The following is a 21,990-nucleotide window of genomic DNA, read 5'->3' as shown; positions in this document are numbered from 1 at the left end:
CCCTCCGATTGACACCCCGCCCCCGAATCCATAACGTTGCCCCGCTGCCCAACCTGGGCAGCCGGGATTGGCGTCCCGATCAAGAGAAGGAGCATGGGCCTCGGTTCAGCTCCTGGCATGGTCGCACCCGTGTTTTTCATGGGAGGACCGTGCAGGGCATCTTCGGATGCGCCGGTTCTCTTGACGGTTACGCCAACCTGCACGGTCCGCCCACCCTGATTGGCGTCAGGGAGCGGTTCTTGGCTCCAAGAGGCTACGACCATGAACTCCATCAAACTCCCCCACCCGCACCTGCCGCTCCTGCGCATCAAAAAGGAGAGATCGGCATGAACAGCGACCTCGAACACCGCCGTCTGCATCAACTGGCCGACCGCCTGGAATCGCGCCTGAATACTGTCCAGGTGCTCGCCGAGGTCATCCTGGACAACGCCGCCATGCGCGAAGGCATACCCGGGCCCTACCTGGATGACGTGCGAGAGGCCGCGCTGATGGAGGCGGTGATTCACCTTTCCCGCAGCAACCAGGAAGACTTCCAGCACGTGGCGAAGCTGGCGCAGTTGCCGTTGCGTTGAGGGTATTGGGACTTTGCTGCCCGGGTACGCCTGTAAAAGGCCCGGGCTCAAAGAACCTGGCCTCTCCCTATTACCCAGCCGCTAGATATCCGCGACCCTGCCACCGCTGAAGAAGCCCTGAGCAACCACACCGGTTCCATTGGTGGAGTTCTGGCTGGTGCCCCATGTGCTTAGGTGCCCCATCTTCGCCAGCGACTGGATCATCAGGCTGATGGAGCCGGAGACCGAGTGTTGGTAGATGCGCAGCCCCGTTCGCGAGTCGGTCAGCGAGGGCTCGAAATCGAGATCGTTGGTCTCGCAGAGCTGTAACAAGGTAGCGAGAACAGCCTTGGAGAGCGGCGTTTCATCGTCATCGCCGATCACGACCGAGATTTCCTTGGCCGTCTTGATGCTGCCGAGGTTGCTCAACGCTTGGAGGAAGGGGGCTTCGACGCTCTGCGTCCAGCTCTGTGCACTGAACGTACTGCTGATATGGGTCACGAAGATCTTCGGTGGGACTATCACCCCCACCCCGACGCAACCGGACAACCCGTCCGTCCAGAGTGATAGGTCGTTGTGGCCGGTTGTGTCGAGCACGACCCATTCGTTCAACCCTACCTTTACGCTCGGCATTGGACTCTCCCTCTCCGCGTGTGGATGTTCATCAGTTGCCCGGGGCCGGGACGTGCGCGGCACTACCCAATCCGGGCTACACGCCAGGCGAGCCTCTGCAGCGGGCCCATCCCTGGCTGGATAGGACAATCCAAGCACATCGGTGCGATGGCGCAACGGCTGTCACCCCACCGGTCGGCCCCATTGCGGGCGGGCGAAAAGTCTGTCTTCCAACTACCTTCCGATAGCAGCAGATGCTGGAGAGACGATGACGCGGGTGAATCGGCTTTCCCGGACCACGACCTGTCAACGACACACCGAAGGCGGTACTTATGGAATCAGTCCTGATCGCAGCGGGCGTCTTCGTATGCCTGATACTGGCCTCCCTGCTGATGATGCATTGGTATCCCAAGCTTTCGGCCCGTCACAAGGACGAAGAAACCAACACGGTGGTCCGCCTGGTGGCCAATATCTTCGTGGTCATGACCTCACTGGTGTTCGGCCTCATGATCAATTCAGCAAAGAACACCTTCGAAGCCATCGACACCAACATGCACGCCTACGCCACCAGCCTGATCATCTTTGATCGCACCTTGAAGAATTACGGAGAAGCGGCACAGGAAACCCGCCTGCGCCTGGCTGCGTATGTGGAGCGCGCCATTGCCAATCCCTACCGTGGGGATGAGGCGCTCCAGCATCGGAACAGCCCCGCCACGCAGTTTCTCGACAACATCGGCGTGGCTCTTGCGGCCATCACACCTGGGAGCCGGTATCAGGAAACCCAGCTCACCGATCTTCGTCGCCAATATCACTCGCTCATCGAGCAGCGCTGGAGAATCGTGGAGCAATCCGAAGGCACGATTCCGATGCCGCTGATAGGCATGCTCGTCGCGTGGTTGACGCTTATCTACGCAAGCTTCGGCTATCGAGCGCCACGCAACCCAATGGTGATCGGCATGTTCACCGTGTCCTCCTTGCTGATCGCCACCTCCGTGTATCTGGTGCTGGACATGGACATCCCCTTCCACGGCCCCATCCAGATATCGGACGCCCCCTTGCGCAGGGCATTGGCAGAGATGCAGGGGTGACTTCAGCGCATCGCGCTGGTGCGGGCGTTCATCTCGGCGGGCAATGGCGCTCTTTCATCCGACGCGCGATGCCGCTCCCGCCCGAAAAGCGAATACCGGGGGCGTAGCGATCACGACGGAACACTGCACGCCCGAATCGGGTACCCGCTGGGCGAATCATTCGAACTTATCGGCATCGCCTCTGCCCATTCAGAAGACTCGCGTGTTCTCCAACACGTGTCCCCGCGCCTCGCGAGGCGCTTCTGCGAAGAGGTCCATCATGAGCATGAATCTGCAAGGCAAGAAGGTTCTATTCATCACCGCCAACACCGGGATCGAGCGCGATGAGCTGCTCAAGCCCATGGAGGCCCTGAAGACCCAGGGAGCCAAGGTGATGCATGCGACGGTCAAGGGTGGCGAAGCCCAGACCTGGGTCCAGGACAGTGAAAAAGACGTGACGGTGAATTCGGACACGACCCTCAAGGGCCTGGGCGCGAGCGATTTCGACCTGCTGGTGATCCCGGGCGGTACGGTGAATGCCGATACGCTGCGCCAGGATGCGGACGCCCAACGCCTGGTGCAGGAATTCGCCTCGGCGGGCAAGCCAGTCGCGGCGATCTGCCATGGGCCCTGGCTGCTCATCGACGCCGGCGTGGTCGACAGCAAATCACTGACGTCCTACTCCAGCGTGCGCATTGACCTGGTCAATGCCGGTGCGAGCTGGGTAGATGCAGAAGTAAAGGTTTGCCCGGGCAAGGGCTGGACCCTGATCACCTCGCGCAACCCCAACGACCTGCCCGCCTTCAACGCGGCCATCGGCAAGGCCCTGCAGGCGGCCTGATCGTCTACAAAGAGCGCCGCCGAGCACGTCACGGCGGCGAGCCAGGGCCACCTCTTTGTGGGAGCGGATTCATCCGCGATCAGCTTCACCGACGAACCGTTGGGCCTCGCTGCGCTCGGCGCCAACCTGCGACGCCCACCCCAACCGGGGTGCCGCCGGGAGTACATGGCGCCGATCGTGATTGGCCTGTAGGTCGGGTGCAACCCGGCGTTTCGGTGATGGGTTTCGCTGCGCTCGCGGAGCGCCGCCCGACGCATCCTACGGCGCTGACACCACCCACTATGCCCACCCATGTGTAGGGTGGATGACGCTCTTTTCATCCACCGAACGGTGCCACTGGCGAGCACATCGCGTGGTCCGTGAATGCGCGCCGGCCCGGTTGAGTCTCCAGCACACACTCGCCCGCCCTCCCCTGAACCTGCCTGTTACCCAGGTGCCCGCCGCTGAAGGCGAGCGCGCCGCACCCCAGCCTTTGGCTTGGCTTACAGCCGGCAGGCCTCACCTAGCCTCAACGGACTGTCCAGCAACGCTGGAGAGAAGGAGCAGTTATCCAAACGGCAGTTTGCAGGGAAGAACGCGCGAACCTCTGCAAGATCAGAGCGAACAGGGACACGACATGAACGCCTATTTCAAACCGCTATGCGCCTTCGTTTTGGCAGCCCTTTGCAGCATCGCCCAAGCAGCGACATTGTTGCCGCCAAGCACGCCGTTCACGGCCTACGGCATGTTTACATTGCAGTCCGGAACCATCCCGACCACAACCTGCAACATCAGCCTCTCCGGCACGACGGGCACCAGCAACACGGCAAGCATCACCACGGTGAGCATTACCGGCACAGGCTTTTGCCCGTTCATCACCGCCTCCTGGCTGCCCTGGACCTGGACAGCGACGAGCACCACGGCGGCGACCCTCTCGGGGGTCAAGCTGTTGGTCTTAGGGAAGTCCTGCACCATTTCCTCTACGACGCTTAACGGGTCGTGGTCGAACGCTTCAAACACACTTTCCTTCTCGCCCAACCAGTTTTTGGGCGACTGCATCCTCGGGAACCTGCGCTTCAGTCCATCGCCTATGTTCACTGTTGTGCCTTGATCGTTACCAGTGCCCCGCACCCATTCGAACAGCGCGGCGCCGCTCACACCGCGCTATGGCTGGCCAGGTTGCGGTACTGCCCTTTGAAGTACAGCAGGGGCTGCGTGGCCGCGGCATCCGGCAGGCTCAACGCCTTCACTTCACCGATCACGATCAGGTGGTCGCCGGCGGCGTGTTCGGCGTGGATTTCGCAATCCAGCCAATGCAGGCTGCCGGCGATGATGGGGTTGCCCAACGGCGATTCCTGCCATTCGACACCCTGCCATTTGTCCGTGCCTTTGCGGGCGAACTGGTTGGACAGGGTGGCCTGTTCACCCGAGAGGATGTTGACCAGGAAGCGACCGGCCTGGCGGATTCTGGGGTAGCTGGCCGAACTGCACATGACGCTGAACGACACCAGCGGTGGGCTCATCGACACGCTGTAGAACGACTGGCAGGTGAAGCCGACCGGCTCGCCATCGTGATGCGAGGTGATCACCGTGATACCGGATGCGTAATGCCCGAGCGCTTCGCGAAAGCGGCAGGGCTCGATGGCCGTACGAGGGAGTGACATGGCAGGTCCTGGACAGTGGGTGCAGCTCGGAGGTGCAAAGGAGGGTTTGAGCGGCGACGGGCTTCAGCCCTCCCCTGCACCGCGTCCGAATTCAATTCGGCACTAGGCCAGGAGTTCCCTGCGGACGATATCTGCTCCGGCACTCAGGGCATTGAGCTTGCCCCGTGCAACCCGACGGGACAGGGGCGCCATGCCGCAGTTGGTGCACGGGCAAAGCTTGTCGGCATCGACGAACTGCAGGGCTTTGCGCAGGGTGTCGGCGACCTGCTCCGGGGTTTCGATACTGTCGGATGCCACGTCGATGGCCCCCACCATCACCTTCTTGCCCCGCACGAGTTCCAGCAGCTCCATGGGCACGCGGGAGTTCTGGCATTCCAGCGAAATGATGTCGAGGCTGGACGCTTGCAGCTTGGGGAAGATCTCTTCGTATTGCCGCCACTCCGACCCGAGGGTTTTCTTCCAGTCGGTATTGGCCTTGATGCCGTAGCCATAGCAGATGTGCACGGCGGTTTCGCACTTGAGCCCTTCGACAGCGCGTTCCAGGGCAGCGATGCCCCAGTCATTCACCTCATCGAAGAACACGTTGAAGGCGGGCTCGTCGAACTGAATGATATCGACGCCGGCAGCCTCCAGCTCCTTGGCTTCCTGGTTGAGGATCTTGGCGAACTCCCAGGCCAGTTTTTCACGGCTTTTGTAGTGCGCGTCGTACAGCGTGTCGATCATCGTCATGGGGCCTGGCAGCGCCCACTTGATGGGTTGCTGGGTCTGCTGACGCAGGAACTTGGCATCTTCCACGAAGACCGGCCTCTGCCGGCTCACAGCGCCCACAACCGTCGGCACGCTGGCGTCGTAGCGATCACGAATTCGAACCGTCTCGCGCTTCTCGAAATCAACGCCGTCGAGGTGCTCGATGAAAGTGGTGACGAAGTGCTGACGCGACTGCTCGCCATCACTGACGATGTCGATTCCGGCCTGTTGTTGTTCCTGCAACGACAGGCGCAGCGCATCCTGCTTGCCTTCGAGCAACGCCTCGTCCTGCAACTTCCAGGGGGACCACAGCGTCTCGGGCTGTGCCAGCCAGGAGGGTTTGGGCAAGCTGCCGGCAGTCGACGTGGGGAGCAATTTTTTCACGATGGATGACCTTGTAGGTTGATGAGTCAAAGAGCGCAGCCGGCGGACCACCGCTGAAGAATGCTGTGGTACGGCTTGATGAAGTGCTCTTCGACGAACTTCCCTTGTTCGATAGCCAGCCGGCTGCGCTCTTCCCGGTCATAGACGATCCGGGTCAGCGAGTAGTCCTCGTGCTTCAGGCTCGGCTGATAGGATTTGCCCGCCGCAGAGTTCGCGTTGTAGATCTCGGGCCGGTAGATCTTCTGGAAGGTATCCATCGTGCTGATGGTGCTGATCAGTTCAAGGTTGGTGTAGTCACCCAGCAGGTCGCCAGCGAAATAGAAGGCCAATGGCGCCACGCTGTTAGGCGGCATGAAGTAGCGCACCTTGAGGCCCATCTTCTGGAAGTACTCATCCGTCAGGGAGTACTCATCCTGCAGGTATTCAAAGCCCAGTACGGGGTGCTGGTTTTCAGTGCGGTGGTAGGTCCGGCTGCTCGAAACGCTCAGGCAGATGACCGGCAATTTCTTGAAGTGCGCCTTGTACGCATCCGAATTCACGAAGCACTTGAACAGCTTCCCGTGCAGCCCGCCGAAATCGTCTGGCGTGCTGAACCCGGCCTGGCTCTTGTTGTGTTCCAGCAGCAGTACGCTGAAGTCATAGTCGCGCACATAGGAGGAGAAGTTGTTCCCCACGATGCCTTCAGTGCGCTCGCCGGTCTTGCGGTCGACGATAGTGGTTTTCAATATCTCGATCAGCGGCAGCGCATTGTCGCGGCCCGCCACATCGATATTCATTGCAACGGAAATGATTTCCAGCTCGACGGCATAACGATCGCCCTTGGGGTTGTCCCAATGCGCCAGGGCATTGAAACGGTTGTCGATCATTTTCAACGCGTTGCGCAGGTTCTCCTGGCGGCTCTCACCCCTGGCCAGGTTGGCGAAATTGGTGGTGACGCGCGTGTTTTCGGCGGGGTGGTAATGCTCGTCGAAACGAATGCTCTTAATGGCAAAGGTGAAGTCGTTGTTCATCGCAATCCGGCACCTGAATACGTGAGAGAAACCTGAGTCTGCTCTGTAGTTACGCAGCACTTTTCAGCCTTCTTCTGGTTGTTTCCGCTCAGCGATATTTATATTCACTGAAAGTAAAACCATTCTAAGCAGCGCCATTAATTGATTGAAAATGAAATGATCTCAGCGGGTCATTAGTCACGCTCATGACGTCCTCCACGGGCTTAACGGCCGGATGATCAGGCTCTGGAATGCCTGCTGCCCCTGTAGAGAAAGAGCGACAGGCAGGCAGCACTCCAACCGCGACCAGGCCGGCGTCAATGGGAGTTCTGCAGTGGATGACGCTGACGCAACGGCCCACCGCGTCGCGCTGGCAGGCGTTTATTGCTAGGCTGCGCCAACCTGCCTCCAGCTCCCCAGGAGCCCCCCATGCCCTGCCCGTCCCCCACCGCCTCGGCGGAGCCTTCTTCGGCCGTTTCCGGCAGCTCGGGGAATGACCTTTCCGACATCGAACTCCTGCACCAGATCAGCATCGCCCTGATTGGCGAGCAGGATCGCGAAGCGCTCTACGGCAAGATCGTCGACGCGGCAGTGACCATCACCGGCTCGCAGTTCGGGACGATGCAGCGGCTTTGCCCTGATGGCCACATCTCAGGGCACGGGGGTGAACTCCAGCTTCTGTGTTCACGCGGGCTGCCGCCCGAGGCAGTTGGCTTTTGGCAATGGGTGAGCCCCAACGCCTACAGCAGCTGCACCATGGCGCTGAAGCTCGGCGAGCGGGCGGTGATCCCCGACTTCGAGCAATGGGACGCCATCGCCGGCACCGAAGACCTGCTCGCCTTCCGTCGCACCGGCATCCGCTCCGCCCAGACAACGCCACTGATTTCACGCAGCGGCAACCTGCTGGGGATGATCTCCACGCACTGGCGAGAGCCCCACGAGCCTTCGCAGCGGGACCGGCGCCTGCTCGACATCCTGGCGCGGCAGGCAGCCGACCTGCTGGAGCGCACCATGGCCGAGGAGGCCTTGCGCCAGGCCGAGGTCGACCTGCGCGGCCTCAACGAGACGCTGGAGCAGCGCGTGGCCGAGCGTACGGCCGAGCTGATGCATGCCGAGGAAAAGCTCCGCCAGTCCCAGAAAATGGAAGCGGTCGGCCAACTGACCGGCGGCCTCGCCCACGACTTCAACAACCTGCTGGCGGGGATCGCAGGCTCCCTGGAGCTGATGGGCAAGCGCATTGGCCAGGGCCGCGTCAACGACATCGACAAGTACATGGCGATGGCACAGAGCGCCACCAAGCGCGCCGCAGCGCTGACCCACCGGCTGCTCGCCTTCTCGCGCCGGCAGACGCTGGAGCCCCGCCCCACCAATGTGAACGCACTGGTGCATGGGATGACGGAGCTGATCAACCGCACCGTGGGGCCCGCCATCCAGCTTGAAACGCGAAACGCCCCGGAGCTGTGGCCGGCGTTCGTCGACGCCAGCCAGCTGGAGAACGCCCTGCTCAACCTGTGCATCAACGCCCGCGACGCCATGCCGGATGGCGGCTGCATCACCCTCAGGACGGCCAACCTGGCGCTGGACCGCGAGGCGGCCCAGGTCCACGACATGCCGGAGGGGTATTACCTCAGCCTGTGCGTGAGCGACACAGGCACCGGCATGACGCCCGATGTGATGGCCCATGCCTTCGAGCCCTTCTTCACCACCAAGCCCATCGGCCAGGGCACCGGGCTGGGGCTTTCGATGATCTACGGCTTTGCCCAGCAATCCGGTGGGCAGGTGCGCATCAGCTCCACGGTGGGTGAAGGCACCCGGGTGGTGATCTACCTGCCCCGCCACGACGGCGACGCCCCCGATGATGAGCATGCGCCCTGCGTAACCGACACGGCGATCACGCAGCACGGCGAGACGGTGCTGCTGGTGGACGACGAGCCGGCGGTACGCATGCTGATGGCCGATGTGCTGAACGAGCTCGGGTACACGGTGATCGAGGCGGCCGACGGCGCTGCCGGGCTGAAGCTGCTGCGCTCCGATGTGCTGATCGACCTGCTGATCACAGACGTGGGCCTGCCCGGCGGCATGAACGGGCGGCAGATGGCCGATGCCGGCCGCGAGCTTCGCCCCGGTCTCAAGACCCTGTTCATCACCGGCTACGCCGAGAGCGTATTCACCGGCAGTACCCCGCTGCAGCCGGCCATGCACGTGCTGACGAAGCCCTTTTCCGTGGATGCCCTCGGCAGCCGGGTGCGCGAGCTGCTGGCGCTCTAGCGGCCGCGTCCCCGCCGCGCAAGGGCGTTGCCCAGGGCGATTGGAATCGCTCCGGCCTGGGCCGCAGGAACCCATGGAATACCGACACGGCCGCGCCGCATAATCAGCCGCACCGTTTTCAGAACCCCATGAGATGACACCGCCTGCGCACCGCGACCCGACGCCCTGGGCCGTCTTTCTGATATTCCTGCGCCTCGGGCTCACCAGCTTCGGTGGGCCGGTGGCGCACCTGGCCTATTTCCGTGACGAGTTCGTCACGCGCCGGCGCTGGCTGAGCGAGCGCAGCTATGCCGATCTGTTGGCGCTTTGCCAGTTTTTGCCCGGGCCGGCCAGCAGCCAGGTGGGCATGGCGCTGGGACTCGGCCGTTGCGGCTACCTCGGCGCACTGGCGGCCTGGGTGGGCTTCACCCTGCCATCAGCGGTGCTGCTGATGCTGCTTGCCCTGGGCATCACGGAGCATGGCGATGCCATTCCCGAGGGTGCCGTGCACGGGCTGAAAGTGGTGGCGGTGGCCGTGGTGGCACAGGCGGTGTGGGGCATGGGACGCAACCTGTGCCCGGACGCGCCGCGCGTGGCGATCATGGCCGTGGCGGCGGGGCTTACCCTGCTGGCGCCCCCTGCCTGGAGCCAGGTGGCGATCATGCTCGGCGCTGCGGTGCTGGGGCTGCTGGTGTTCTGCCCTACCCCGGGTGCTACCCATGACCCGCTGCCGATCCGCATCGGCAAGCGCTCCGCCGTGTTGTGGCTGGGGTTGTTCTTCGCCCTGCTGGTGGCCTTGCCGCTGTTGAGCCGGCTCTACCCTGCCCCCTGGCTGGCCATCATCGACGCCTTCTACCGCAGTGGCGCCCTGGTGTTCGGTGGCGGCCACCTGGTGCTGCCGGTGCTGCACAACGAGGTGGTGCCGCCGGGCTGGGTCAGCGAGACAACCTTCGTGGCCGGCTATGGGGCCGCGCAGGCGGTTCCGGGGCCGCTGTTCACCTTCGCGGCATTCCTGGGCGCGGCCATGAGCCACTTCCCGTCGCCCTGGGTGGGCGGGCTGGTTTGCCTGGCGGCGATCTTCCTCCCTGCCTTCCTGCTGGTGGCCGGCACGCTGCCGTTCTGGGAGCAGGTGCGCCACAACACCCGCATGCAGGCGGCGATGATGGGCCTCAACGCCGCCGTGGTCGGCCTGCTGCTGGCCGCCCTCTACGACCCGGTATGGACCAGTGCCATCCACCAACCGGCGGACCTCGCCCTGGCACTGCCCGCGCTACTGGCGTTGACGTGGCTGAAGCTGCCGCCCTGGCTGGTGGTGATCGCCAGCAGCGCGGCGGGTTGGGCGTTGTCGGTGGTGGGCTGACGGTCGCGTTTCACATTCCACCTGGGTGCTCGAACGGAACTCCGCTGGTGGACAAAAAAAGCGTTGTCCACCCTACGAAAGCCACTCCGCAGTCATGCCTGGAGGTAGGGTGGATGGCGCTTTTACATCCACCACGCGCGCTCGACCGGAGCTCCGTTGGTGGACAAAAAGAGCGTTGTCCACCCTACGAAAGCCACTCCGCAGTCATGCCTGGAGGTAGGGTGGATGTCGCTTTTTACATCCACCAAGCGCGTTTGACCGGGGCTCCGTTGGTGGACAAAAAAGCGTTGTCCACCCGAAAAGCAGCTTCGCAGTCTTGGGCTGCGGCGTGAAAGGCTGGTCGCGGATCAGGCCGCGTGGCGTTGCAGATCCTGCTTCATGGACTTTTTCAGCGCCTCCATCTCGGCCCCCAGCTCGGCGAGTTTCTGCTTGCCCAGCAGCTTGGCGGCCTTGGGGAACATCTCGGTTTCCTCTTCCTCGATGTGGTGCTCCAGCAACTCCTTGAGCACCTTCGCGCGGCCGGCGAATTCGAGGGAAGACGGCGAGGTCTGCTTGAGGTCCGGCAGCACCAGGGAATCGACCGTGCGGTGCTCCTCCTTGGCCTCGGCCGACATGATGGTCTCGTCCTTGCCGCCGGCGGCTTTGAAGGCGGGGTAGAAAATCTGTTCTTCGAGGGTGGTGTGCACCAGCAGCTCCACCTCGATCTTGCGCAGCAGCTCGGTGCGCGTCTTCACCCCGCGCTCGGTGGTGCTGCCGAGTCGTTCGAGAAGGGCTTTCACGGTGACGTGGTCCTGCTTGAGCAGTTCGATGGCATTCATGGTCATGTCCTCATCGGTTGTGGAGGCCGGTTCATGCCGGCGCCTCTCATAAGAACTGACGCGTGTGCCCTCGGCTTGTTCAAGGTGTTTGCAAGGCCGGGGAAATTGGATTGGCATCGCGCCCACCCGGTTGGCGTCCGGCCAGGAGCGGTACTACTGATTCGAACAGCGCTTCGTCATGGTCGTGTACGAGAAAGACTGCCCATCGATCTTGAACATCTGCGGCACCTCTCCCACCTGGATGAAGCCTGCCTGCCGGTAGAGGGCAATGGCTGCTGCGTTGCTGCCAAGCACTTGCAGGTCGATCCACTCCAGCAGGGCCGTGGATGCAGCCCATCGCCCAGCCTGCTCGATCAGCAAAGCACCCAACCCACGGCGTCGGTGGGCACAGTGCACACCCATGCCCAGCAGGCAGCGATGAGTCGCGTAGCGCTCAGCGTGGCTGCGGAGGTCGATGTGCCCGGCGATCTGCCCATCCTCGGCTCGCGCGACCCAGGCCCGGCGCCAACCGGGCTCGCCGAGCGCTATCTCCAAGCCAGCGCGGAACGCCGCTTTCCGCTCAGGCGGGTAGGAGGACGCGCTGCGCGACAACGGCTGGAAATAGCCGACTTCCGGCGAGCCGTTCTCGCGCAGGTGATCGTCGAGATAGGCCATGAACGCATCGAAGTCGGCAGGTGAAACAGCGTTTATGGAGTATGTCTGCATGAATGAACCGCCTGTGGGACAAGGTGTTTCAAGAGTGCCGGCTGCCGGGGTGTTCTGATTGGCCAGCGACTAAAACCATTCAATATGCAGCTATCCATCAGCCGCAGCGTTTTTATACAGCCAGGGCCGCAAGCAGCCTGCTGTGATCCCCGGCGTTCAACCAGAAGAAGTACCACAACCCCAGGGTGCTTTGACTAGCCCACCACCAACCCACGCACCCGCGCCACCAGCGCTTCGAGGGTGAAGGGCTTGGTCAGCACCTCCATCCCCGGGCCGAGGTAGCTGGGTTCGAAGACGGCATTTTCGGCGTAGCCGGTGATGAACAGGGTCTTCAGGCCAGGGCGGATCTCCCGCCCGGCGTCCGCCATCTGTCGGCCATTCATGCCACCGGGCAAACCGACGTCGGTGATCAGCAGGTCGATGTGCACATCCGAGCGCAGTACCTTGAGCCCGGCCAGGCTGTCGGCCGCTTCGATCAGGGTGTAGCCCAGGTCGCCCAGTGCTTCCGTCAGCAGCATGCGCACCGACGGCTCGTCGTCGACCACCAGGATGGTTTCGCCGGTTTCGGCACGGGCGGAAGGGTTGCCGGGCGTCTCGGCCTCCTCCCCGCTCATGTCGCCGTGATAGCGCGGGAGGTAGATGCTGACGGTGGAGCCCCGACCCGGCGTCGAGTGGATGCGCACCTGCCCGCCGGATTGCTGGGCGAAGCCGTAGATCATCGAGAGGCCGAGGCCAGTGCCCTGGCCGATGGGTTTGGTGGTGAAAAACGGGTCGAAGGCCTTGGCCATGGTTTCCGCCGTCATGCCGATGCCGTTGTCGGTCACCGACAGGCACAGGTATTCACCCTCGGGGAGGTCGAGTACGCGGGCCGCACTCGGGTCCAGCATCAGGTTGGTGGTTTCAACCGTGATGGAGCCGCCCTCGGGCATGGCATCGCGGGCGTTGAGGCACAGGTTGAGCAGCGCATTCTCCAGTTGGCTCGCGTCCACCAGCGCACGCCACAGGCCGGCCGCGCCGGAGGTCTCGACACGGATGCTGGGCCCCACGGTGCGCTGGATCAGCTCGGTCATCCCGGCAATCAGCAGGTTAACGTCGGTGGCCCGCGGAGCCAGCGTCTGCCGCCGGGAGAAGGCCAGGAGCCGGTGGGTCAGGGCCGCTGCCCGCTTGGCCGCGCCCTGGGCGGTGCCGATGTATTTCTCGATGTCCTGCCAGCGCCCCTGGGCGATGCGCAGGCCCATCAGGTCGAGGGCGCCGGAGATGCCCGCCAGCAGGTTGTTGAAGTCGTGGGCCAAGCCGCCGGTGAGCTGACCCACGGCTTCCATCTTCTGCGACTGTCGCAACTTTTCCTCGGCCTGCATCAGCTCGGCCGAACGCTCGGCGACCCGCTGTTCCAGGGTGTCGGTGAAGGCACGCAGGGCGGCGATCGCCCGGTCGCGCTCGGCCTCGACGGCGCGGCGCCCTTCGACGTCGATGAGCACGCCGGGGAAGTTGAGCGGGCTGCCGTCATTGGCCAGCTCCACGCGCCCGTTCGCTTCGATCCAGTAGTAATTGCCGTCTCTGCGACGGACCCGGTACTGGTGGGCGTAGGCGCCGCCACGGGCGATGACTTCGTCTATTGCCGCGATCAGGCCTTCGCGGTCCTCGGGGTGCACGTTGGCAATGATCTGTTCGAGGGCAAGGCCCTCGCGGCCCAGCGCCGGGTCCAGGCCGAAGGAGTCGGCGAAGGGCTTGTCGACGGTGAAGCTATCGGTGGGCAGGTGCCAGTGCCAGGTGCCGATGATGGCGCCGGCCGCCAGGGCCAGTTGCACGCGCTCGCCGTTCTCGCGGGCCTGGGCCTCGCTGATGCGCAGGCGCTCCTCGGCGTCACGCCGCTGGGTGACGTCGCTGAAGATGATGGCGATCTGGCGCTCGGCCGGCTCGCCGATCCGCACCGCGCGTACGTCGAACCAGCGCTCGAAGGCCTTGGCGTAGTTTTCGAAATTGGCCGGCTCGCCGGTCTTGGCCACGTGGCCGTAGGTTTCGAACCAGAAGCGCTCGAGATCGGGGGCGAACTCGGTGACCCACTTGCCGCGCAGGTTCACACCCGACTCGCGCTCGAACGCCGCGTTGGCCTCGACGAAGCGGTAGTCCACCGGCTCGTCGTTTTCGTCGAACTTCACCTGCACGATGGCGAAGGCCGCCTCGGTGGTTTCCAGCACCGTTCTGAAACGCTCCTCGCTGCGCAGCAACGCCGCCTCGGCGGTGCGTACCTTGGTGCGGTCCAGCATCGCGCCGATCATGCGCAGCGCCCGGCCTTGCGCGTCCCGGATCACATGGCCGCGGTCGAGCACCTCGGCGTAGGAACCGTCGTGGCAGCGGAAGCGGTAACCGTCCGACCAGGCCGTGCCGGTGCCGTCGATCACCGCGTGGATGGAGGCGCTGATGCGCTCCCGGTCATCGGGGTGGATCTGCGCGATCCACCAGTCGCCCGTCGGCTCGACGCTATTGGCGGGGTAACCGTAGGCGTGCTCCAGGGCATCGTTCCACAGCACGTGGTTGGCGAGCAGGTCCCAGTCCCAGATGGCGTCGTTAGTGGCCTTGGCGGCCAGGCGGTAACGCTCCAGGGTTTCGTCCCGCGCGAGTTCGGCGGGTTGCCGCATACCCGCCTGCGCCGCATCCAGCGCGGCGCGCAGGCGGGCGACCTCGGCCTGCAGTTCTTCTCGGGTCAGGTTGTTCAGGGTCCGGTACTCGCGTGTGGTGTTGGATGGACGGAGGGGTCGCATCGGGTGCGCCTGCATCAGACCAAAATCCAGGCCGGTTTGCACGAGGTGGCTGTGCCGCTGGGGATTCGACGCATTGCGCGCGCACAAATCGACCAGGCCGTTGTCTTTAGTTGCTCGGACTCCCAGGGTGCCCCATGCCTCTCGTCAAAGAACCCACCCGCACGCCCCGGCGCAAGGCCCAGCGCCAGCCCCGGCAAAGCCGTGGCGAGCAGCGCGTCACGGCCATCCTGGAGGCCTGCGAGCGGCTGTTGGTGGAGGAAGGCGAAGCGGCGCTCGGCATGCACCGGATCGCGGCGGAAGCGGAGACCTCCATCGGCTCGCTCTACCACTTCTTCCCGAACAAGCAGAGCATGCTTCTCGCCCTTTCCGAACGCCACGAGCTGGCCATCCAGGCGGTCGCCGAGGAGATCGGCCGCATCGACGACGCCACCTGGCAGGGCGCCAGCGCAGAGCGGCTGATCACCCTGCTGGTCAAGCCGCTGCTGGACTACGTGGCGCAGAACCCGGTGCTGCTGTCCCTGATCCGATTCGACAGGGCGGCGGGCAAGTCCCCCACCGACACCCCCGTCCAGCCCCTGCTGCAGGCCTTGTGCATACGCATCCTGACGCTGCGCCTGCCAGGCACCGACGAGCGTGCCAGGAAGGCCTATGCGGCCACCCTGCTCGGCCTGCCCCTGGGCCTGGTGACCGACCTGATGGTGGATTACGACAAGGACATGCGGGCCGCGGTGCTGCACGAGGAAATCCCCCGGGCGCTCACCGCCTACATCCAGGCCATCGAGGCGAGCCAGGGGCGCGACGCCTCCTGAGGTGCCGGGCGCCTGCAGGCGCCCCGCTCGTCACAGCCAGGTGGACAGGGTGACCGAGCCGAACTGGTCGTGCTCCTGCTGGGTCTTGAACTCATGGCTGCGCCAGACGTTGGCGAACGACAGCTGCCAGCGGTCCCACAGCATGGCGAACCCCAACTGAGCGTCGCCCACCCACTTCTCGCGGTCCACGGAATGGCTGTCCTTGAAGGTGTTGCCGTCCAGCAGCATGTTGTGGGCCATGAAGCGCCCTTCGAGGTTGGCGAACACGAACCAGCCGAAGCCTTCACCGGGCTTGAAGTACTGCGCGCCGCTGGGCGCCGGCGTGACGGCGGGTTGGCTCAGGCTGCGCGAAAGCCCCTGGCCGAAGCGCACGCCCGCGCCGGTGGAGGCGTAGGTGTAGAGGTTGCCCACCGCGCCCCCGACGCTGGGGCCGTATTCCAGCTCCAGGCCACCCAGCTGATGCTGCAGCCACCAGCGTTTCTCGTAGCCCAGGTTGACGAAGGGTTCGTTCTCCAGCTGGTTGTCCCAGCCCTCCGGCGCATCGCTGCCGGTGACCTTGTGCACCGCCCGCTGCAATCGCTTGCCGCCCGCGCCCTGGCCGACCAGGCCGGCGTCGAGGGTGAAGGTGTCGCTCATGCGCAGCCCTTCCCGCTGCTCATCGGCGAACAGTGTCACCCCGCCGAACACCAGCCCGGCGTAGGGGCGGTCCTGCTCCTGCAGCTCGGCGGTCTCGATCTCCTCGGGGGTGTAGAGCTGGTGGCCGAAGCGGTAGGCGGCGTAGCTCAGGTCGCTGGTGGACCAGCCGGGCAGCACGCCTGCCAGGTTGCGCGTCCAGTGCGCCTGCTCGGGTTCGAAAGCCAAGGAGCCCTCGATCCCGTTGGTGTAGTGGCCGTCCTGGCCGCCGGTGAATACATCGTTTTCGACCTTCAGCGAAAAGACTTCGGCGTTCACGCCGCTGGCAACTAGCAGGGAAGTGACGAACATCGCGCTGATAGCGGAGGCTTTCATGGGGGGCTCCAGGTTGTTTTTAGTGGCTTCCGAGGGGCAGGCGGCTGGGCCGCAAAACTATGAAAGCCGGCGCGAAAAACCGTTCAACAAAAATAGACGATGGATTCTAGTTTCCGGCCAAGGCCAGGCCGTGCGCGCCTTGCAGCGCTCCGAACCCCGCCAACCCGCCCGTCACCCCGGGGCGGGCCGGGCTGAACCGCACCCGCTCACGGGCCTCCAATGCACCAGGAACGCAGTGGAGACCAGCATGATCAGCTATCACGGGCAGGCCATCGTTTCCTTCAGCGGGCGTGCGGGCCAGATGCTCGGCATCCAGAGCCGGCGAACCGAAATCGGGCTCGAAGAAACCGCCCCGCGCGTCTTCAATCTCACCTGTGGGCTGAACCTCAGGGGTGCTGAAGAGGTTCGCATCACGCTGCCCGAGCGGCAGCACATCAGCGGCACGGTGGCCGTCCAGGAGGGCCAGGTCGTGACCCTGGTGGCAGCCGGGCAGGAAACCGCGCCCAATCGCCCCGAGCAGGCCAGGCACCAGGAGCAACGTGGATAGCGCAAGCAGCGCTGCCAGCAAGGAGGAGCTGCAGATGACCAGGTACGAAGGACAAGCCATCCTCACCTACACGGGAACCCATGGCGAGCTCGCCGGCACCTTCCAGCGCCGAACGCGCATCCTCCTGAAGCGAACGGCACCCGGCGTCTACGACATCACCTGCAGCGCTGACCTCAGGCAGGCCGGCGAGGTGACGGTGACCCTGCCCAACGGCCAGGTCTACAGGGGCAAGGTGCTCTGCCAGACGGGCCAGACCGCGACCCTGGTGACCTCGAGCGATGAGCCGGCCTACCGTGGCTTGGGTGGGTTGCTGGGGTGAGGCCCGAACGCATCCGCTGATGCCGATCAGCCTTCCACCTGCGGCGTGCTAAACCACGCCGCATCGGAGGCTTATGTCGGCCTGGAGCCTCGGGGCTCACGCCACCACAGCCAAGCGCTTAAACCATCACGGCGTAACGGCTTCACCCCGGAAGCGTTGCAGCTCTTCACGGGTCACCTTGCGGTCACCGTCGGAGTCGGCCAGCAGCATCATGTCGACCGAAGCCTTCACATACTCCTGCTCGGTCACCTTGCCGTCGTGGTTGCCGTCCCAGTACTCCAGGGTCTTCTGTGAAACCGACGCCAGCACCTCGGCGGGCCAGACCATCTCGGGCCCACTTTCGACGGCAGTGTAGGCGGCGATTTCGTCCACCTTGAGCACGCCGTCGCCGTTGCTGTCCATGGCGCGGAAGGTCTTGGGGGCAGCAGCCTGGGCTTCCACCACGGACAGCGCGCCATCGCCGTCGGTGTCTTCCGAGCGGAAGATCTCATCCACCGAGGCGGCGGCAACGTGAGTGGCGGCCAGCGCGAACAGCAGGCCGGCGGAGAACATCCGGGTGAGCGATAGCATGTGTAACTCCCTGTAGAAAACGGCGGCGACTCGGGCAGGCGCCCTCCCCGCACGCAGAGCAAAAGCTGGGAATCTAGAAGTGGCGGGATAGGGGGGCAATTAGCACATCCGCCCTAGCGCTCGACTCACGCGTTGCTAACGATCTCGTCCCAGGTCGTGGGGTTCGGGAACAGCTCCTCGAGAAAGCCGACGAAGGCCTTGACGTTGGGGCTGCCCCGCCGGCTTTCCGGCCACAGCGCGGTGATGGAGGAGCGGTCCACCGCGAACTCCGGGAACAGCGGCGTCAACTCGCCACGGGCCACATAGGGCGCCGCCACGTAGGTGGGCGAAATACCGATTCCGCCACCCGCTGCCACCACTGCGGCGACCGCGTCGCTGGCGTCGATGACGATGGTCGCATCCGGCACCAGCTCGACCACCTTGCCGTCCACGCTGAAGGGCCAGCGCAATGCCTGGCCCGAGCTCTGATAGCGGAAGTTCACGCAGTCGTGGTTCGCCAGGTCCCTGAGCTCCAGCGGCGTGCCGCGCCTGGCCAAATAGGCCGGTGAGGCGAAGGCGGCGATGCGATGGGGGCCAAGGGTTTTCGAGATCAGCCGCGAGTCCACCGGGTTGCCCACGCGTACCGCGACGTCGATGCCCTGCTCGATGATGTCGGCATAGGGGTCGCCCAGGCGCAGGTCGATGGCGAGCTTGGGGTAGCGTTCACGAAACCTGGGGATGGCCGGCGCCAGGATATTCAGGCCGATGGGCGGCGGCGCGGTGACCTTCAGGGTGCCGGAGGGCTCGGCGCGGGAGGCGACGGCGGCCTGGTCGATGTCCTCCACCTCGCGCAGGATGCGCAGCGCCCGCTCATACAGGTCACGCCCTTCCGGCGTGAGGGTGAGCGAACGGGTGGTGCGGCTGAACAGCTTGAGCCCGAAATGCTGCTCCAGGCGCTGCACGCTTTTGCTGATGGCCGATGGCGACACCGAGAGGTCCCGGGCGGCAGCGGTGTAGCTGCCGAGGGAGGCGGCGCGGGCAAAGGCGATGAGACCGGTGAGGCGGTCCAACCCTATCTGTTCCTTCATGGCATAAGTAAAGCGACAAAGGCCCTTATTATCAATCCAGAGGCGACGCTTTAGCCTTCTCCCATCGACGCCATCCCGGCGTTCAAGGAGATGAAACCATGACCTCTGTACCCGCCCTCCCCACCAACCTGCACGGTCGCACCGTGGTGATCTGCGGGGGCACGTCCGGCATCGGCCTGGCCGCCGCCATCCAGGCCAAGGCCGCCGGCGCACGGGTGACCGTGATCGGCTCCGATGCCACCCGCGCCGAACAAGCCGCCCGCGACAACGGCCTGGACGCCTGGCGCGCCGCCGACGTGACCGACAGCGATGCCATCCAAGCCGCCCTGGCGGATATCCCGAACGTGGACCACCTGGTGCTGCTGGCCGGCACCTACGTGGTGGGCAAGGTGATGGATGCGGGGATCGACCATCTCCACCGGGCATTCGACGAGCGCATGTGGGCCTCGGTGCATGCCATACGCGCCCTGGGCGAGCGCATGGCGAAGGACGGTTCCATCACCTTCATCTCCGGGATGCTCTCCGAGCGTCCCAACGCCCACGGCACCGCAGTGCTGGCGGCCGCATCCGCCGCCATGGAGGCCCTGGCACGGGGCCTCGCCCTGGAGCTGGCGCCGATCCGGGTCAATACCCTATCCCCCGGGCCCATCGACACGCCCATCTTCAGCAAGGCACTGGGAGACGGCCGCGATGCCTTCGTCGCAGCGCTGGAGCAGACGCTGCCGCTGCATCGCCTGGGCACCGCTACGGAAGCCGGCGCGGCCACCCTGTTCCTGATGAGCAACGGCTTCATGAACGGTGCGACGTTGAATATCGATGGGGGTGCGAGACTGGTGTGAGCGGCACGCTGAGGTCCGTGGGGAGCGCAGGCAGGTGCCTGGCGACTCCCCCGGGGTAGCTGTCCCTCCCCAGTCGACCACTCACAGCCCTGATAGGAACAGGCAATATCTAAATCCGATCCGGCATCGCCCATCTCCGTCCCTCGCCCTAGCATGGCCGCACCTCGTATCGACCGGAGTGCGAACCATGAATGCAGCAAAAACCCTGTTCATCACCGGCGTCAGCAGCGGCTTCGGCCAGGCCCTGGCCAGGGAGGCACTCGCCCAGGGCCATCGCGTGATCGGCACCGTTCGCAGCGAAGCCGCCCTGGCGACCTTCCAGGCGCTCAGCCCCGAGCGGGCCCACGGCGTGATGCTGGACGTTACCGACTTCGAGGCTATTGACGCGGTGGTCGCCGCCGTCGAGGAACGGCACGGCCCGGTGGACGTGCTGGTGAACAACGCGGGCTACGGCCATGAAGGGGTTTTCGAGGAGTCGCCGCTGGAGGAGATGCGTCGCCAGTTCGATGTGAACGTATTCGGCGCGGTGGCGATCACCAAGGCCTTCGTGCCCTACTTCCGCCAACGCCGAGCGGGGCACATCCTCAACATCACCTCCATGGGCGGCCATATCACCCTGCCGGGTATCGCCTACTACTGCGGCAGCAAGTTTGCGCTGGAAGGCATCTCCGACACCCTGAGCAAGGAGCTCGCCCCCTTCGGCATCTTCGTCACCGCCGTGGCGCCGGGGTCGTTCCGCACCGATTGGGCGGGCCGTTCGATGCAACGCACGCCACGCAGCATCAGTGACTACGACGCGAGCTTCGATCCGGTGCGCCAGGCCCGCGTGGACAAGAGCGGCCGCCAGCTGGGGGACCCGCAAAAGGCCGCCCGCGCCATGCTGACCCTCATCGCCAGCCCCACACCACCGGCCCACCTGCTGCTGGGCAGCGACGCCCTGGCATTGGTGCGTGACAAGCTGCAGCGCACGGCGGAGAGTATTGAGCAATGGGAGGCGCTCAGCCGTTCTACCGACGGTTGAGCAACAAAGATGGAGAACGGTGCAGTCGATGGCTAAAAAGCCCGAGGACTCGAGCGCAGCGCGCATGGTGCAACTGATGGGCCGGCTGGCGCCGCAGGAAGGCTACAACCTGAGCGCGCTGGACGATGTGCGCTTCCTGCGCTCCAACCGGCCACTGACGCGCACGCCGGTGCTGTACGAGCCGGGCATCGTCATCCTCTGCCAGGGACGGAAACGCGGCTACCTGGGCGATGAGATCTACGTCTACGACGCCCAGCACTACCTGGTGGTGTCAGTGCCGGTGCCCTTCACCATGGAGACCGACGCCAGCGAGGCGGAACCCATGCTGGCGGTGTACCTGCGCCTGGACTTCACCCTGGCTGGCGAGCTGATCCAGCAGGTGGATGCAGTTCGGGGCTTCACCGCGGCCCAGCCGATGGGCATTTACGCCTCGCCCATGGACGAGCCGCTGCGCAAGTCGACCCTGCGCTTCCTGGAAGTGATGGACGACCCCAGCGACGCGCAGATCCTCGGCCCGGCGATGCTGCGCGAACTCTACTACCGCATCCTCACCGGCGAACAGGGCGGCACCCTGCGCGCGGCCATCGCCCAGCAGGGCCAGTTCGGCAAGGTGACGCGGGCCATCCACAAGATCCACAGCTGCTACCACGAGCACCTGGATGTGGAAGCCCTGGCCCGGGAAGCGCAGATGAGCGTGCCCAACTTCCACCTGCACTTTCGCAAGGTGACCGACACCTCGCCCATGCAATACCTCAAGTCGACACGCCTGCACCAGGCGCGCCTGCTGATGCTGCGCAACGACCTGACGGCCGCCAATTCGGCCTTCCTGGTGGGCTATGAAAGCGCCTCGCAATTCAGCCGCGACTTCAAGCGCCTGTTCGGCCGCACGCCACTGGCGGAAGTGGCCTGGATGAAACAGGCCTATGCGCTGCCGGCACCGACGGGCCCCTCGCCTTTTGTGTCGTCGCATTGAGTTTCGAGCCGATTGGGCCTGGTGTTTGGACGTGGCCGGTGTACACGCAGTGGGGCCGCCGAGTCGTCCCAGTGCGCGGAACTGCATGAGGTGTTTGCTGGAGGTAAACGG

The 21,990-nt window shown here is 64.6% G+C and carries 22 protein-coding genes; 11 read left to right on the top strand and 11 right to left on the bottom strand.

All coding sequences use genetic code 11. The features are described from left to right. Positions 1–326 precede the first annotated feature (326 nt). Entirely contained in the window at positions 327–572 is a 246-nt protein-coding gene (locus RTW82_RS18665; protein ID WP_021220144.1) for a hypothetical protein, read from the top strand. An 81-nt stretch (positions 573–653) separates the two neighbouring features. Here the strand turns inward: RTW82_RS18665 and RTW82_RS18660 are convergent, their stop codons facing one another. Beyond that, complete coding sequence (locus RTW82_RS18660) at positions 654–1,148, bottom strand: hypothetical protein (protein ID WP_184490082.1); 495 nt, start codon at positions 1,146–1,148, stop codon at positions 654–656. Between the two features lie 347 nt (positions 1,149–1,495). On the opposite strand from RTW82_RS18660, the gene RTW82_RS18655 reads away from it, so the two are divergent. Then, positions 1,496–2,251 (top strand): hypothetical protein, encoded by a 756-nt coding sequence (locus RTW82_RS18655; protein ID WP_184490083.1) that lies wholly within the window; start codon positions 1,496–1,498, stop codon positions 2,249–2,251. A gap of 259 nt (positions 2,252–2,510) precedes the next feature. Then, on the top strand, positions 2,511–3,071 hold the full coding sequence (locus RTW82_RS18650) for a type 1 glutamine amidotransferase domain-containing protein (protein ID WP_021220141.1): 561 nt from the start codon (positions 2,511–2,513) through the stop codon (positions 3,069–3,071). A gap of 717 nt (positions 3,072–3,788) precedes the next feature. Here RTW82_RS18650 and RTW82_RS18645 read toward each other — a convergent pair. The 4 genes from RTW82_RS18645 to RTW82_RS18630 form a co-directional block, all read right to left on the bottom strand. Next, a complete protein-coding gene (locus tag RTW82_RS18645; protein ID WP_316926005.1) occupies positions 3,789–4,109 on the bottom strand; it encodes a hypothetical protein in 321 nt (106 codons plus the stop codon). A gap of 95 nt (positions 4,110–4,204) precedes the next feature. Further along, positions 4,205–4,714, bottom strand: a complete 510-nt coding sequence (locus RTW82_RS18640) for a flavin reductase family protein (RefSeq protein WP_316926004.1) — start codon at positions 4,712–4,714, stop codon at positions 4,205–4,207. 102 nt (positions 4,715–4,816) lie between these two features. Further along, a complete protein-coding gene (locus RTW82_RS18635; protein ID WP_316926003.1) occupies positions 4,817–5,845 on the bottom strand; it encodes a methionine synthase in 1,029 nt (342 codons plus the stop codon). 26 nt (positions 5,846–5,871) lie between these two features. Beyond that, positions 5,872–6,855 carry a DUF1852 domain-containing protein gene (locus RTW82_RS18630; protein WP_316926002.1) on the bottom strand — a complete coding sequence of 328 codons (984 nt, stop codon included), beginning with the start codon at positions 6,853–6,855 and terminating at the stop codon, positions 5,872–5,874. A gap of 408 nt (positions 6,856–7,263) precedes the next feature. Between RTW82_RS18630 and RTW82_RS18625 the strand changes: the two genes are divergently transcribed. After that, positions 7,264–9,102 carry an ATP-binding protein gene (locus RTW82_RS18625; protein WP_316926001.1) on the top strand — a complete coding sequence of 613 codons (1,839 nt, stop codon included), beginning with the start codon at positions 7,264–7,266 and terminating at the stop codon, positions 9,100–9,102. A 133-nt stretch (positions 9,103–9,235) separates the two neighbouring features. Continuing rightward, entirely contained in the window at positions 9,236–10,441 is a 1,206-nt protein-coding gene (gene chrA, locus RTW82_RS18620) for a chromate efflux transporter (protein ID WP_316926000.1), read from the top strand. 347 nt (positions 10,442–10,788) lie between these two features. Here chrA and RTW82_RS18615 read toward each other — a convergent pair whose 3' ends face one another. The 3 genes from RTW82_RS18615 to RTW82_RS18605 form a co-directional block, all read right to left on the bottom strand. Then, complete coding sequence (locus tag RTW82_RS18615) at positions 10,789–11,259, bottom strand: hemerythrin domain-containing protein (protein ID WP_031287989.1); 471 nt, start codon at positions 11,257–11,259, stop codon at positions 10,789–10,791. 153 nt (positions 11,260–11,412) lie between these two features. After that, positions 11,413–11,964 carry a GNAT family N-acetyltransferase gene (locus tag RTW82_RS18610; protein WP_021220133.1) on the bottom strand — a complete coding sequence of 184 codons (552 nt, stop codon included), beginning with the start codon at positions 11,962–11,964 and terminating at the stop codon, positions 11,413–11,415. Positions 11,965–12,158: 194 nt separating this feature from the next. Continuing rightward, a complete protein-coding gene (locus tag RTW82_RS18605; protein ID WP_316926202.1) occupies positions 12,159–14,603 on the bottom strand; it encodes a PAS domain-containing protein in 2,445 nt (814 codons plus the stop codon). A 257-nt stretch (positions 14,604–14,860) separates the two neighbouring features. Here RTW82_RS18605 and RTW82_RS18600 point away from each other — a divergent pair, with 257 nt between their 5' ends. After that, the gene (locus RTW82_RS18600) at positions 14,861–15,535 is read left to right on the top strand and encodes a TetR/AcrR family transcriptional regulator (RefSeq protein WP_316925999.1); all 675 of its coding nucleotides are present in this window, start codon (positions 14,861–14,863) and stop codon (positions 15,533–15,535) included. A 30-nt stretch (positions 15,536–15,565) separates the two neighbouring features. Here the strand turns inward: RTW82_RS18600 and RTW82_RS18595 are convergent, their stop codons facing one another. Continuing rightward, positions 15,566–16,543, bottom strand: coding sequence for a lipid A deacylase LpxR family protein (locus RTW82_RS18595; RefSeq protein ID WP_271658013.1), 978 nt, complete (start codon positions 16,541–16,543; stop codon positions 15,566–15,568). Positions 16,544–16,790: 247 nt separating this feature from the next. Between RTW82_RS18595 and RTW82_RS18590 the strand changes: the two genes are divergently transcribed. Together RTW82_RS18590 and RTW82_RS18585 are read left to right on the top strand one after the other, a co-directional pair. Then, entirely contained in the window at positions 16,791–17,090 is a 300-nt protein-coding gene (locus RTW82_RS18590; RefSeq protein WP_316925998.1) for a hypothetical protein, read from the top strand. Between the two features lie 34 nt (positions 17,091–17,124). Beyond that, the gene (locus RTW82_RS18585; RefSeq protein ID WP_316925997.1) at positions 17,125–17,409 is read left to right on the top strand and encodes a hypothetical protein; all 285 of its coding nucleotides are present in this window, start codon (positions 17,125–17,127) and stop codon (positions 17,407–17,409) included. 126 nt (positions 17,410–17,535) lie between these two features. Here RTW82_RS18585 and RTW82_RS18580 read toward each other — a convergent pair whose 3' ends face one another. Both RTW82_RS18580 and RTW82_RS18575 read right to left on the bottom strand, forming a co-directional pair. Continuing rightward, positions 17,536–17,979 (bottom strand): hypothetical protein, encoded by a 444-nt coding sequence (locus tag RTW82_RS18580; protein ID WP_316925996.1) that lies wholly within the window; start codon positions 17,977–17,979, stop codon positions 17,536–17,538. 125 nt (positions 17,980–18,104) lie between these two features. Beyond that, positions 18,105–19,046: a LysR family transcriptional regulator gene (locus RTW82_RS18575; protein ID WP_316925995.1), complete on the bottom strand. Its 942-nt coding sequence runs from the start codon at positions 19,044–19,046 to the stop codon at positions 18,105–18,107. 98 nt (positions 19,047–19,144) lie between these two features. On the opposite strand from RTW82_RS18575, the gene RTW82_RS18570 reads away from it, so the two are divergent. The 3 genes from RTW82_RS18570 (at position 19,145) to RTW82_RS18560 (ending at position 21,879) form a co-directional block, all read left to right on the top strand. Beyond that, on the top strand, positions 19,145–19,885 hold the full coding sequence (locus tag RTW82_RS18570; protein ID WP_316925994.1) for an SDR family oxidoreductase: 741 nt from the start codon (positions 19,145–19,147) through the stop codon (positions 19,883–19,885). A 187-nt stretch (positions 19,886–20,072) separates the two neighbouring features. Further along, a complete protein-coding gene (locus tag RTW82_RS18565; RefSeq protein ID WP_316925993.1) occupies positions 20,073–20,906 on the top strand; it encodes an oxidoreductase in 834 nt (277 codons plus the stop codon). Between the two features lie 28 nt (positions 20,907–20,934). Further along, complete coding sequence (locus RTW82_RS18560; protein ID WP_316925992.1) at positions 20,935–21,879, top strand: AraC family transcriptional regulator; 945 nt, start codon at positions 20,935–20,937, stop codon at positions 21,877–21,879. The last annotated feature ends 111 nt before the right edge of the window (positions 21,880–21,990 follow it).

The sequence above is a fragment of the Pseudomonas sp. zfem005 genome (assembly GCF_032621735.1).
Taxonomy (GTDB): Bacteria; Pseudomonadota; Gammaproteobacteria; order Pseudomonadales; family Pseudomonadaceae; genus Metapseudomonas; species Metapseudomonas solani.
The sequence above is the reverse complement of the archived record's forward strand: the minus strand, read 5'-3'. Positions and strand labels throughout refer to the sequence as shown.